Raw genomic sequence first — 13,286 nt, forward strand, 5'->3', positions numbered from 1 at the left:
GAAGTTACATGTAAACAATTGAAGTGAAAGAAACGGAAATTAATATACAGGAGAGATAGTAAGGATGGATTCACAAACTACAGCTGAAACTTTATTCCAAATTGCTTAGATAAGCACATATTCGCTTTTGGAAAAGAAGGACCTCGCCTCTAACAACTCTAGGCTATAGTTCCTGATGTCCAGATACAAAAAAGCCTCGCAATTGCGAGGCTTTTTCAGTAAATGGCGCGTCCTGGAGGATTCGAACCTCCGACCGCCTGGTTCGTAGCCAGGTACTCTATCCAGCTGAGCTAAGGACGCGCAGTTTTCGATATCAACTTTCGTCAACATCAGGGCATTACCCTTCAATAAGTGGCGCGTCCTGGAGGATTCGAACCTCCGACCGCCTGGTTCGTAGCCAGGTACTCTATCCAGCTGAGCTAAGGACGCGCAGTTTTCGATATCAACTTTCGTCAACATCAGGGCATTACCCTTCAATAAGTGGCGCGTCCTGGAGGATTCGAACCTCCGACCGCCTGGTTCGTAGCCAGGTACTCTATCCAGCTGAGCTAAGGACGCGCAGTTTTCGATATCAACTTTCGTCAACATCAGGGCATTACCCTTCAATAAGTGGCGCGTCCTGGAGGATTCGAACCTCCGACCGCCTGGTTCGTAGCCAGGTACTCTATCCAGCTGAGCTAAGGACGCGCAGTTTTCGATATCGACTTTCGTCAACATCAGGGCAATACCCTTTAATAAGTGGCGCGTCCTGGAGGATTCGAACCTCCGACCGCCTGGTTCGTAGCCAGGTACTCTATCCAGCTGAGCTAAGGACGCGCGATTTTCGATATCAACTTTCGTCAAAATCAGGGCAATACCCTTGAATAAGTGGCGCGTCCTGGAGGATTCGAACCTCCGACCGCCTGGTTCGTAGCCAGGTACTCTATCCAGCTGAGCTAAGGACGCGCAATAATCTTATTTTACTTTGTATAACCCGTTTATCAAACGAATTATTAAATAGTGGCGCGTCCTGGAGGATTCGAACCTCCGACCGCCTGGTTCGTAGCCAGGTACTCTATCCAGCTGAGCTAAGGACGCGCAGATCTTCTTGCTAGGAAGTTGTGAAGCAAATCACATTCATTTCTTACGAAACAAAAAAAAGGCCATCGGGCCAGTCAATGAATGGCGGTGAAGGAGGGATTCGAACCCTCGATACGGGATAAACCGTATACTCCCTTAGCAGGGGAGCGCCTTCAGCCTCTCGGCCACCTCACCGTTTTCATTGTTATATCTCAGAAGAGATATGGCGCGTCCTGGAGGATTCGAACCTCCGACCGCCTGGTTCGTAGCCAGGTACTCTATCCAGCTGAGCTAAGGACGCACTTTTTTGTTGATTTCTCAACATTGCAAGAATGGCGGTGAGGGAGGGATTCGAACCCTCGATACGGGATAAACCGTATACTCCCTTAGCAGGGGAGCGCCTTCAGCCTCTCGGCCACCTCACCGTCTTGCGGAGGCACATATTACGTTTTACCGAAAATATGTCAAACACTTTCTTTGAAAAAATCCACGAAACTGACTTAACCGTTGCTGATTTAATCAAAGTGACTATTAAACGAACTTTACCACTCTATTATGATGAAAAAAAGAGAGTCTTCTCTGAAAAAAAGACATTTATTTTCAAACAACTTCCTGGTGTTCGATTCAACAATATTGACGGATTCACGGCCACACTCAACACAATGGTTTCCGCAAATCTTCAAAAACATTAAAGACTAAAAAGGCCAACCCTTCGGTTAGCCTTTTTCATTCAAACTAAGCTCTGTAAACAGGAGCGACTTAGTAGTTACCTGAAGCAACGTTGCCATTGCCTTTTTCAGCTTGAATGCGCATGTAGATTTCTTCACGGTGAACTGAAACCTCTTTCGGAGCGTTAACGCCGATACGTACTTGGTTACCTTTCACACCTAGTACAGTTACAGTCACTTCATCACCAATCATCAGTGTTTCGCCTACGCGGCGAGTCAAAATTAGCATTCTTTGCTCCTTGAGTAATCTCTAAATTTTCTTGCTACAAAGCTATTATCCAACAAAAGTTATATTTTCGTAAACTACCTTGTTAGCGAAAATCAGCCTAAAAAGGCATGTTTTTGTTGAATGTTTAATGCTTCACTAGACGTAATGTAAGCATCATGCAGAATGTTTGCTGCTGTATCCACACATTCGGGTGCTAAAACTAGCATCATAGTGAGTGCATTCGTTGCGCTGAAATTGATCTCAATATCTCGCTTTGCCAACAAATCGCATGCGTGCTCTACCATTCCATTGGCCTCAAGCCCCACTGCGGTCAACAGGCTTACCACTTCACTATTACGGATTTTGTCGCTGAACACCAGATCGAACTTGGCACATGCATCTTGTTTTATCATGATACCTGCCCGTTCTGCTTCCTCGATCACATTCCAAATGTCTATACCCAGCATCTGACATTGTTTTGTAGCACTAGATAAATGTTCTTTATCGACTTCGATAATGGCAAGGTCACGTTGAATGGCTATACCAGAGACGGCTTGATTGCCTGACTCCCCCTTTACCAAACTGCCTTCATTAACATCAAATGTCGAAAGCACGCGTAGTGGCACATTATTCTTCCATGCAAATTGCACTGAAGGTAAATGTAATACTTTTGCGCCTCGGCTTGCCATCGCTTCCATTGAAGGAAAATCGATAACCGCCAATTTGCGCGCATTTTTCACTACACGTGGGTCACAAGTATAAATACCATCAACGTCGGTAAAGATTTGACACTCGTCAGCGCGCAATGCGCCCGCCAGTGCCACAGCGCTCGTATCTGAGCCACCTCGACCTAATGTGGTGATATCCCCATTCTCATTCACACCTTGAAAGCCCGCAACAATCACGATTTGGTCTTGCTCAAGCAATCCCATAATTGTCGTGGTATCAATGTGTTTAATCGTTGCGTCATTGTGTTGATTATCCGTCACAATATTCGCCTGTGCTCCGGTAAGCGAGCGCGCAGCATGACCCATTTTATTCAAAGTCATGGCTAACAGTGCCATTGACACTTGCTCACCAGCAGAGAGCAAAACATCAAGTTCTCGAGCTGTAGGTACGCTATCTATCTGTTTAGCGAGATCCATCAGTCTGTTTGTTTCGCCTGACATTGCAGACACGACAACAACAACTTGATTGCCATCATTTTTCGCCTTAATGATGTGTTCAGCGACTTGGTGGATTCTTTCAATTGAACCCACAGAGGTTCCGCCAAACTTTTGCACGATAAGGGGCTTTTTCACCAGTCTTCACCTTCCCAAGACCGAAGTCTCTTTAGAACTGCTTACATCTTAAATATTTCCTTTGAGAAAAATTATATAAGCAGTAGTTACAACAAAAACCAAGCAGCTTAAATGACTCGGTTAACTTTTGGTCAATTAAACCACTTGGTTGCTAAAAAAAATTACGCTCAATCAAAGAAACTTGATTGAGCGTAATTTTATTAGTTAAGAGCTTATAAACGCTCTTCTAGCCAAGGCTGAACTGTTTTGATTGCCTCTGGTAGTGCTGAAACATCAGTACCACCGGCTTGAGCCATGTCTGGACGACCACCGCCCTTACCACCGACTTGCTCTGCAACCATTTTAACCAGATCACCTGCTTTTACTTTACCAGTGAGATCTTTAGTCACACCAGCAATCAAGCCAACCTTGTCACCCGTTACGTTTGCAAGCAGTACAACACCAGAACCCATTTGATTCTTGATGTCATCAACCATGGTACGTAGGTTCTTGCTATCAGCACCTTCAAGAGCCGCAACTAGAACTTTTGTGCCATTTACTTCAACCGCTTTGCCCATGATGTTAGCGCTTTCTGCGGCCGCCATCTTATCTTTTAGCTTCTGCACTTCTTTTTCTAGTGCTTTTGCTTTTTGAGCCGATTCCGCAAGTTTTTCTTCGTACTTCGCGTTTTGAGCTTCAATAGCGTCTAATGCCGCCTCGCCTGTTACCGCTTCAATACGACGAATACCAGCTGCAATACCGCTTTCTGATGTGATTTTGAATAGACCAATATCACCCGTGCTTGATGCGTGAATACCACCACAAAGTTCAGTGGAGAAGTCGCCCATAGACAGCACGCGAACTTCGTCATCGTACTTCTCACCAAACAATGCCATTGCGCCTTTCTTCTTAGCAGACTCAATGTCCATCACATTGGTTTCAATCGTGTGGTTACGACGAATTTGTGCGTTTACTAGACGCTCAACTTCTTTCAGTTCTGCTGCAGTTACTGCCTCTAGGTGTGAGAAGTCGAAACGTAGGCTGTCAGCTTTCACTAGTGAGCCTTTCTGCGTTACGTGCTCACCAAGAACTTGGCGTAGTGCTGCGTGTAGCAAGTGCGTCGCTGAGTGGTTAAGAGAGATAGCTGCGCGACGCTCTGCGTCAACGATGGTTGCCACTTCGTCACCTTTCGCTAGCACGCCTTCTGCCATTACACCGTGGTGTGCGATTGCGTTACCGAGTTTTTGAGTGTCTTCAACGCGGAATACACCAGACTCAGTACGGATTTCACCCGCGTCACCACACTGACCGCCTGACTCTGCGTAGAATGGCGTTTCACCAAGCACGATGATGGCTTTATCGCCCGCAGATAGTGAATCTACTTCGTTGCCTTCAACAAACATCGCAGCGACTGAACTAGAACCTTTAGTACCTGTGTAACCACAGAATTCTGTTTGCGTATCAACTTTGATTGCTGCGTTATAATCTGTACCGAATTGACCAGCTTCACGCGCACGTTGACGCTGCTCTTCCATCGCTTTTTCGAAACCCTCTTCGTCGATCGCGAACTCACGCTCACGTGCAACGTCGTTAGTGAGGTCTGCTGGGAAGCCGTAAGTATCGTAAAGCTTGAATACCGTTTCGCCGTCTAGCACTTTGCCATCTAGGTTATCTAATGCTTCGTTAAGAATTACCATACCGCGCTCAAGTGTACGACCGAAGTTTTCTTCTTCGATACGCAGTACTTTTTCAACCACTGCTTGTTGACGCTTCAGCTCTTCGCCTGCTGTACCCATTACTTCTGCTAATACGCCAACAAGCTTATAGAAGAATGCACCTTGTGCACCTAGCTTGTTACCATGACGTACGGCACGACGAATGATACGACGTAGTACGTAACCACGACCTTCGTTTGAAGGCATCACACCATCAACAATCAAGAATGAACATGAACGGATGTGGTCAGCAATAACGCGTAGCGATTGGTTCGATAGATCTTCATAACCAATGACTTCAGCCGCTGCTTTGATAAGAGTTTGGAATACATCGATTTCGTAGTTTGAGTGAACGCCTTGCATGATTGCAGAGATACGCTCGATACCCATACCTGTATCTACCGATGGTTTTGGTAGCGGTTCCATAGTGCCGTCTGCGTGACGGTTGAACTGCATGAATACGTTGTTCCAGATCTCGATGAAACGGTCACCATCTTCTTCAGGCGTGCCAGGACGACCACCCCAGATGTGTTCACCGTGATCGTAGAAGATTTCAGTACATGGACCACAAGGACCAGTGTCGCCCATTTGCCAGAAGTTATCAGACTCGTACGGCTTGCCACCTTCTTTGTCACCAATGCGCACGATACGATCAGCAGGCACGCCAACTTTTTTGTTCCAGATGTCGAATGCTTCGTCATCGGTTTCGTAAACGGTTACCAATAGACGATCCGCAGGCAGTTTAAGAACTTCGGTTAGGAATTCCCAAGCAAATGAAATCGCATCTTCTTTGAAATAGTCGCCAAAGCTGAAGTTGCCTAGCATTTCAAAGAATGTGTGGTGACGAGCGGTAAAGCCAACATTTTCCAGGTCGTTGTGTTTACCACCAGCACGTACACAACGCTGAGCCGTAGTCGCTCGAGTATAGGCTCGTTTTTCTAAGCCTAAGAAACAATCTTTAAATTGGTTCATACCTGCGTTTGTGAACAGCAGGGTTGGGTCGTTATGTGGAACTAACGATGAACTTTCTACGATTTGGTGTCCTTTGCTTTCAAAGAACTTGAGGAACGCGTTACGAACCTCGTCAGTGCTCATGTACATGCAGCTCTTCCTGAAAATAGTCGAGTTAGAATTTTGCCGTATTGTAGATCATGCAAACAGCTGAGACTAGTTTTCTTGAGGAAAAGAGGGAGCAGAAGAAAAAATTTGAAGCAAAACAAAAATCAGCGCAATTGGATCAACGCTAATCTTGGTCTTCAAAGGCAAGCGCATAGCTAATTTGGTCGAAACTGTAGCCTCGGTATTGTAGAAAACGGACTTGTTTTGCGTATTCTTTTTGGTCCTTGGCTTTGACGCCTTTGAATTTCTTTTCTGCCGCCTGCTTAGCAAGTTCAAACCAGTCTTGCGGTTCTTCAGCCATGGCTTGCTCAATCACCGATTCCGCAACACGTTTCTGGTTTAACTCTTGGCGAATTCGACGCTCTCCATGTCCTTTGTATACATGCTGCCGAATTTGGCTCTTCGCATAACGTAAATCATCTAAATAGTTATGGTCTAAGCAAAAATTAATCGCGATTTCGATGTCTGATGCTTCATAGCCTTTCATCGACAGTTTTTGGTACAGCTCATACTGACCATGATCGCGACGGCTAAGCAGTTGGATAGCCGCCTCTTTGCTCGATAATGTTGGTGTCTGGCGCTTTTGGTACATGGTGATCCTAAAGGTATTTTTGCTGTACAGACTCTCAATGGCCTTTGTGATGATTCGATTTTTGATGTCAATAGATACAACAAAGCCCCGCATTGCAGGGCTTTATCACTTTTTAATCTGTGAAGGGATTAAAACTCTTCAGCTTGCTCAGGCGCCTCGCCTGCTTCAGGAGCTTCCGCAAGGGCTGGCGCTAACAACATTTCACGCAATTTAGTATCGATGGTTTTAGCCACTTCAGGATGCTCACGTAGGTAGTTGCACGCGTTCGCTTTACCTTGACCAATCTTATCGCCTTGGTAGCTGTACCAAGCACCAGCCTTTTCAACCAGCTTGTGCTTCACACCTAGATCTACCAGCTCACCTTCGCGGTTAAAGCCTTGACCGTACATGATTTGCGTATTGGCTTCTTTAAACGGTGCAGCAATCTTGTTCTTAACCACTTTGATGCGCGTTTCGTTACCAACGACTTCGTCACCTTCTTTGATTGCGCCAGTACGACGAATATCAAGACGAACAGAAGCGTAGAATTTAAGTGCGTTACCACCCGTGGTCGTTTCTGGGTTACCGAACATCACGCCAATCTTCATACGGATTTGGTTGATGAAGATACACATACAGTTAGACTGTTTTAGGTTACCTGTTAGCTTACGCATCGCTTGAGAAAGCATACGTGCTTGCAGACCCATGTGGCTGTCGCCCATTTCGCCTTCAATTTCTGCTTTTGGTGTTAGCGCCGCAACTGAGTCAACAACCATAACGTCGATAGCGCCAGAGCGAGCTAGTGCATCACAAATCTCTAGTGCTTGCTCACCAGTGTCTGGCTGAGAAACCAAGAGCGCATCGATATCAACACCAAGTTTCTTCGCGTAGACAGGGTCCAAAGCGTGCTCTGCATCGATAAACGCACAAGTTTTACCTTCACGTTGCGCAGCAGCGATAAGCTCAAGCGTTAGTGTTGTTTTACCTGAAGATTCTGGACCGTAGACTTCTACGATACGACCCATTGGCAGACCACCTGCACCCAAAGCGATATCAAGAGAAAGAGAGCCTGTTGAAATCGTTTCTACGTCCATTGCGCGGTTATCACCAAGGCGCATGATAGAGCCTTTACCGAATTGCTTTTCAATTTGACCTAGCGCAGCGGCGAGCGCTTTCTGTTTGTTCTCGTCCATTACTTTCTCCGATTTATTCATCTTCTTTGGGCGACGAATAGTAATTCATTTTTCTTAAGCAGCTAACCTGCTCAGCAATGAAAGTTATTATACTGTTGATTCATACAGTGTCTATACCTGTATAGAAAAAATTTAGTTCACGGCTTCTAAGGATTTGCTCCAGCCCTTATCAATTCTGGGCTAAGACAGTGTAAGAAATTCTAAATTAAATGTTGATGCAATCGAGTCAATGCATGCATCACCGCTTGTTGACGAACTTCCGCCCTGTCACCAGAAAAATGCATGGTCTCAACAAAGAGCCAGTCGTGCTTATCCGCAAAAGCAAAGCAGACGGTTCCAACCGGCTTTTCATCAGTGCCTCCCCCCGGTCCAGCAACACCACTGATGGAAACCCCAATAGTGGCATTCGAGTGTTGAAGCGCACCTTGCACCATTTCAATCACAACGGGCTCACTCACGGCACCATGTTCCTCTAAGGTTTCCACTCTCACACCCAGCATTTCCATTTTGGCTTCGTTGCTGTAAGTGACAAAAGCTCTATCTAACCAACCTGAGCTGCCTGCAATATCTGTAATAGCGGTCGCAACACCGCCACCCGTGCACGATTCTGCCGTCGTTAAAACATGACCATACTTTGCCAATAATGCGCCTAAATCTGCGCTCAATTTTGTTGTTTTTTCCATAGCCAAAATGCCCTTTGTCTCTTTTTACTTGATAGGGATTCACGTATCCTAAGCCGCTACGGAAATAAACAAAAGAACTTACCTGTGAAAGCTGAACAAAAACACACTCCGATGATGCAGCAATACCTCAAGCTAAAAGCTGAGAACCCTGAGATTTTGCTGTTCTACCGCATGGGCGATTTCTACGAACTCTTTTACGATGATGCAAAGCGAGCGTCCCAACTGCTTGATATTTCGCTAACTAAGCGCGGTTCGTCAGCTGGAGAGCCTATTCCTATGGCGGGAGTGCCATTTCACGCAGTAGAAGGCTATCTAGCAAAACTTGTTCAGCTTGGTGAATCAGTCGCAATCTGCGAACAAATTGGCGATCCAGCCACCAGCAAAGGTCCGGTAGAACGTAAAGTTGTGCGTATCGTGACACCAGGTACTGTGACGGATGAAGCACTGCTTTCTGAGCGTGTCGATAACTTAATCGCAGCAATTTACCATCACAACGGTAAGTTCGGTTATGCGACGCTGGATGTCACTTCTGGTCGCTTCCAACTGACAGAACCAGAAACCGAAGAAGCGATGACAGCCGAGCTTCAGCGTACCGCACCACGTGAGCTACTATTCCCAGAAGATTTTGAACCTGTACATTTAATGGCGAGCCGCAACGGTAACCGTCGTCGCCCAGTATGGGAGTTTGAGCTTGATACGGCTAAGCAACAACTCAATCAACAGTTTGGCACCAAAGATCTGGTTGGTTTTGGCGTAGAACATGCGTCCTTAGGGTTATGTGCTGCTGGTTGTTTGATCCAGTATGTGAAAGATACTCAACGTACGGCTTTGCCTCATATTCGCTCTTTAACGTTTGATCATCAGGACCAATCCGTCATCCTTGATGCCGCTACCCGACGCAACCTGGAAATTACTCAAAATCTAGCAGGTGGAACCGATAACACACTCGCTGCGGTACTCGACCATTGTGCGACGCCGATGGGCAGCCGAATGCTGAAGCGTTGGTTGCATCAACCTATGCGTTGCATTGAAACGTTAAACAATCGTCTTGATGCGATTGGTGAGATTAAAGAACAAGCGCTGTTTGCCGATCTTCAACCAACGTTAAAACAAATTGGTGATATTGAACGTATCTTAGCACGCCTTGCACTGCGCTCTGCTCGCCCTCGCGATATGGCTAGACTTCGCAATGCCATGCAGCAGCTACCAGAGCTAGAATCTGTAACCGCTTCTTTGACCCATCCATATCTAGCAAAACTGGCGCAATACGCAGCTCCGATTGACGAAGTATGTGATCTGTTAGAGCGTGCGATTAAAGAAAATCCGCCGGTTGTTATTCGTGATGGTGGTGTGATCGCTGAAGGCTATAATGCAGAGCTCGATGAATGGCGCAAATTAGCAGACGGTGCAACAGAATACCTTGAGCAGCTTGAGCGAGATGAGCGTGAACGACACGGCATCGATACGCTTAAAGTCGGCTACAACAACGTACATGGCTTCTTTATTCAAGTGAGCCGTGGCCAGAGCCATTTGGTTCCACCGCACTATGTGCGTCGCCAAACACTCAAAAATGCCGAACGCTATATCATCCCAGAGCTCAAAGAGCACGAAGACAAAGTACTTAACTCGAAATCGAAAGCGCTGGCACTTGAAAAGCAGCTGTGGGAAGAACTGTTTGATCTATTGATGCCAAATCTGGAGAAGCTGCAGAATTTAGCTTCTGCTCTGTCTCAACTCGATGTACTACAAAACCTAGCAGAGCGTGCAGATTCGTTGGATTACTGCCGACCAACGCTTGTGAAAGACGCTGGCATTCACATTCAAGCGGGTCGTCACCCAGTCGTAGAGCAAGTAACAACAGAACCGTTCATCGCGAACCCAATAGAGCTTAACCCTGCACGTAAAATGTTAATCATCACCGGTCCAAACATGGGTGGTAAATCCACTTACATGCGTCAAACTGCGCTGATTGCATTGATGGCACATATCGGCTCTTATGTACCTGCAGAATCTGCACAAATTGGTTCTTTAGATCGTATATTTACTCGTATTGGAGCGTCAGATGATCTTGCATCTGGTCGTTCGACCTTCATGGTAGAAATGACGGAAACCGCTAATATTCTGCACAATGCAACTAAAAACAGTTTAGTGCTAATGGATGAAATCGGTCGCGGTACCAGTACTTACGATGGCCTATCTTTAGCTTGGGCAAGTGCGGAATGGCTCGCAACACAAATTGGTGCGATGACACTATTTGCAACTCACTACTTCGAATTGACAGAGTTGCCAAACCAACTGCCAAACTTAGCGAACGTTCACTTGGATGCGGTAGAGCATGGAGACAGCATTGCCTTTATGCACGCAGTTCAAGAAGGTGCGGCAAGTAAGTCTTACGGCCTAGCTGTTGCGGGCTTAGCCGGCGTACCCAAAACGGTCATCAAAAATGCGCGTAACAAGCTATCTCAGCTAGAGCAACTAGGGCAAAACAGTGACGCACCACGTCCAAGTGCAGTAGATGTGGCTAACCAATTGAGTCTAATTCCAGAACCTAGCGAGATCGAACAAGCCTTATCTGGTATTGATCCTGATGATTTGACTCCACGCCAAGCACTTGAAGAGTTGTATCGTTTGAAGAAGATGCTTTAAATCGATTCACGTAAGTGAGCGCAAAGAAAAAAGGCTATGGTTCCCCATAGCCTTTTGCGTATCTACTGAAATACGGATTATTTAATCATCTTCGACGTTAAATAAGTTTTCCATATTCAAACCTTGCTTGATTAAAACCTCACGAAGACGACGTAAACCTTCTACTTGGATTTGACGTACGCGCTCACGTGTCAAACCAATCTCTCGACCAACTTCTTCAAGCGTCGAAGGCTCATAACCTAAAAGACCAAAACGTCGTGCAAGTACTTCTTTCTGTTTTGGATTCAACTCTTCTAACCAATGAATCAGCGATGATTTGATATCGTCATCTTGAGTCGAGACTTCTGGATCGGAGTTGTTTGCGTCGGGAATAATATCCAACAGCGCTTTTTCACCGTCACCACCGATTGGTGTGTCGACAGAACTGATACGCTCATTGAGACGTAGCATTTTGCTTACATCTTCGACTGGAATATCTAACTGAGCAGCAATTTCTTCTGCGGTAGGTTCGTGATCGAGCTTCTGAGAAAGTTCACGCGCAGTACGCAGATAAATGTTCAGCTCTTTCACGACATGAATAGGTAGACGGATCGTACGAGTTTGGTTCATCAACGCACGTTCGATCGTTTGTCGGATCCACCAGGTCGCATAAGTAGAGAAGCGGAAACCACGCTCTGGATCGAACTTCTCGACCGCACGGATCAAACCAAGGTTACCTTCTTCAATCAGATCGAGTAGTGCTAGGCCGCGATTACTATATCGACGAGAGATCTTGACCACCAAACGTAGGTTACTTTCGATCATACGTTTACGTGCCGCTTCGTCGCCACGCAGGGCTCGTCGAGCATAAAGCACTTCTTCTTCGGCAGTAAGTAGAGGTGAGAAGCCAATTTCACCTAGATACAACTGAGTTGCGTCTAAGCTTTTACTGCTCGCGTCAAATTCTTCACGCGCAGCCGTTTTGCTTTCTGTGGATGATGATTTTTCGAGTTCGTTATCAATGGTCTTCACTGACGCATTGTCAAATGCAAACTCTTCAACTTTGGTTACTGTGTTGCTGATACTCATAACGCCTCCCCCTGGCGAGTTAGCAAGACATGACAACTCAATATGTCGCTAAATGATGTCGCAAGTTGTTTTTCAAAGTTTTAAGGCAAATAGCGTTTTGGATTCACCGATTTACCTTGATAGCGAATTTCAAAGTGTAGCTTGACTGATTTTGCACCTGAACTACCCATGGTGGCGATTTTCTGTCCGCTTTTTACACTTTGTCCTTCTGATACCAGCAGTTTGTCATTATGTGCATAGGCGCTTAAATAATTGTCGTTATGCTTTACTATAATTAAGTTGCCATAACCTCGTAGCGCATTGCCTGAATAAACAACGGTGCCGGCTGCGGTTGAAACGATAGGTTGACCACGCTGTCCTGCGATGTCGATACCTTTATTTCCCTGTTCTCCCGCCGAAAAGTTCTTGATTACTCTCCCTTTTGTTGGCCACAACCACTTAGAAACTTTATCACTCTTCGCCGTGGTAACTGGCGCTTTTTGCTTCACTTTTTGGTTATCTTTTGAACCAACATACTCCTTTGTTTTCGATTGTTCAACCTTCTTTGGAGGCTGTTTTTGTACGACTTTAGGCTTAGTCTCTGTAGGTTTTTGACTAGAGTTTTTACTTGAATTTTTCGGTTTAGAGGCTGTTGATGTTTTCGTCACTGGGGCTGGTGGCGTCGTAACAACAGGAACCACAACGGGTTCAACTTTTTGGCCATATTTAGGGGCGACATATTTCGGAGCCCAAAGTTTTAGCCTCTGTCCAGGGTAGATGGTGTAAGGCTGAGTTAACTCATTGTAACGGACAAGATCATTTACATCTTTATCTGTGACATAAGCTATGAAGTAAAGTGTATCGCCTTTTTTTACCTCATAATAACTCCCTCTGTAACTTCCTCTTTCAAGGCTTGAATAGTCTTTCTTTAAGCTAGAGACAGGTGCAGGAGAATGCGCTGCACAACCAACTAGTCCTGCAGCAAACACAAAGCTAATACCAATATGACGTAATAACTTACTCACCTATCCCTAACC

9 protein-coding genes and 10 tRNA genes are annotated in these 13,286 nt (G+C 45.8%); 1 reads left to right on the forward strand and 18 read right to left on the reverse strand.

The genetic code is table 11. From position 1 onward, the window contains the following. Positions 1-223: 223 nt before the first annotated feature. From J8Z23_RS13235 to pncC, 16 genes are all read right to left on the reverse strand, one after another. A tRNA-Arg gene (locus J8Z23_RS13235) sits at positions 224-300 on the reverse strand. A 52-nt stretch (positions 301-352) separates the two neighbouring features. After that, positions 353-429 (reverse strand) — tRNA-Arg (locus J8Z23_RS13240). Positions 430-481: 52 nt separating this feature from the next. Next, positions 482-558 (reverse strand) — tRNA-Arg (locus J8Z23_RS13245). Between the two features lie 52 nt (positions 559-610). Then, positions 611-687: transfer RNA gene (locus tag J8Z23_RS13250), tRNA-Arg, on the reverse strand. 52 nt (positions 688-739) lie between these two features. Beyond that, positions 740-816 (reverse strand) — tRNA-Arg (locus tag J8Z23_RS13255). 52 nt (positions 817-868) lie between these two features. After that, positions 869-945: transfer RNA gene (locus tag J8Z23_RS13260), tRNA-Arg, on the reverse strand. Positions 946-1,000: 55 nt separating this feature from the next. Continuing rightward, positions 1,001-1,077, reverse strand: a tRNA-Arg gene (locus tag J8Z23_RS13265). A gap of 85 nt (positions 1,078-1,162) precedes the next feature. After that, positions 1,163-1,254 (reverse strand) — tRNA-Ser (locus J8Z23_RS13270). 29 nt (positions 1,255-1,283) lie between these two features. Continuing rightward, positions 1,284-1,360: transfer RNA gene (locus tag J8Z23_RS13275), tRNA-Arg, on the reverse strand. A 32-nt stretch (positions 1,361-1,392) separates the two neighbouring features. After that, positions 1,393-1,484: transfer RNA gene (locus tag J8Z23_RS13280), tRNA-Ser, on the reverse strand. A 334-nt stretch (positions 1,485-1,818) separates the two neighbouring features. Continuing rightward, positions 1,819-2,016, reverse strand: coding sequence for a carbon storage regulator CsrA (gene csrA / locus J8Z23_RS13285; RefSeq protein WP_004415691.1), 198 nt, complete (start codon positions 2,014-2,016; stop codon positions 1,819-1,821). Between the two features lie 92 nt (positions 2,017-2,108). Further along, positions 2,109-3,296, reverse strand: a complete 1,188-nt coding sequence (locus tag J8Z23_RS13290; protein WP_005393869.1) for an aspartate kinase — start codon at positions 3,294-3,296, stop codon at positions 2,109-2,111. Positions 3,297-3,508: 212 nt separating this feature from the next. Continuing rightward, positions 3,509-6,091 carry an alanine--tRNA ligase gene (gene alaS / locus J8Z23_RS13295; RefSeq protein ID WP_005393870.1) on the reverse strand — a complete coding sequence of 861 codons (2,583 nt, stop codon included), beginning with the start codon at positions 6,089-6,091 and terminating at the stop codon, positions 3,509-3,511. A 142-nt stretch (positions 6,092-6,233) separates the two neighbouring features. Continuing rightward, the gene (gene recX, locus J8Z23_RS13300; protein WP_005393871.1) at positions 6,234-6,701 is read right to left on the reverse strand and encodes a recombination regulator RecX; all 468 of its coding nucleotides are present in this window, start codon (positions 6,699-6,701) and stop codon (positions 6,234-6,236) included. A gap of 128 nt (positions 6,702-6,829) precedes the next feature. Then, positions 6,830-7,873, reverse strand: coding sequence for a recombinase RecA (gene recA, locus J8Z23_RS13305; RefSeq protein WP_005393872.1), 1,044 nt, complete (start codon positions 7,871-7,873; stop codon positions 6,830-6,832). A gap of 200 nt (positions 7,874-8,073) precedes the next feature. Then, entirely contained in the window at positions 8,074-8,556 is a 483-nt protein-coding gene (gene pncC / locus J8Z23_RS13310) for a nicotinamide-nucleotide amidase (protein WP_053809176.1), read from the reverse strand. Positions 8,557-8,640: 84 nt separating this feature from the next. On the opposite strand from pncC, the gene mutS reads away from it, so the two are divergent. After that, positions 8,641-11,202, forward strand: a complete 2,562-nt coding sequence (gene mutS, locus J8Z23_RS13315; protein ID WP_006743294.1) for a DNA mismatch repair protein MutS — start codon at positions 8,641-8,643, stop codon at positions 11,200-11,202. An 81-nt stretch (positions 11,203-11,283) separates the two neighbouring features. Here mutS and rpoS read toward each other — a convergent pair whose 3' ends face one another. After that, positions 11,284-12,270: an RNA polymerase sigma factor RpoS gene (gene rpoS, locus J8Z23_RS13320; RefSeq protein ID WP_005393877.1), complete on the reverse strand. Its 987-nt coding sequence runs from the start codon at positions 12,268-12,270 to the stop codon at positions 11,284-11,286. Between the two features lie 80 nt (positions 12,271-12,350). Further along, a complete protein-coding gene (locus tag J8Z23_RS13325; protein ID WP_114323632.1) occupies positions 12,351-13,274 on the reverse strand; it encodes a peptidoglycan DD-metalloendopeptidase family protein in 924 nt (307 codons plus the stop codon). Positions 13,275-13,286: the final 12 nt, after the last annotated feature.

Source organism: Vibrio sp. SCSIO 43086, from assembly GCF_051132235.1.
Classification (GTDB): domain Bacteria; phylum Pseudomonadota; class Gammaproteobacteria; order Enterobacterales; family Vibrionaceae; genus Vibrio; species Vibrio diabolicus.

Bases quoted from the DNA above. Each gene is read 5' to 3' on its own strand.
- alaS (WP_005393870.1), bottom strand. From the start codon at position 6,091: ATGTACATGAGCACTGACGAGGTTCGTAACGCGTTCCTCAAGTTCTTT.
- rpoS (WP_005393877.1), bottom strand. From the start codon at position 12,270: ATGAGTATCAGCAACACAGTAACCAAAGTTGAAGAGTTTGCATTTGAC.
- csrA (WP_004415691.1), bottom strand. From the start codon at position 2,016: ATGCTAATTTTGACTCGCCGCGTAGGCGAAACACTGATGATTGGTGAT.
- recA (WP_005393872.1), bottom strand. From the start codon at position 7,873: ATGGACGAGAACAAACAGAAAGCGCTCGCCGCTGCGCTAGGTCAAATT.
- recX (WP_005393871.1), bottom strand. From the start codon at position 6,701: ATGTACCAAAAGCGCCAGACACCAACATTATCGAGCAAAGAGGCGGCT.
- pncC (WP_053809176.1), bottom strand. From the start codon at position 8,556: ATGGAAAAAACAACAAAATTGAGCGCAGATTTAGGCGCATTATTGGCA.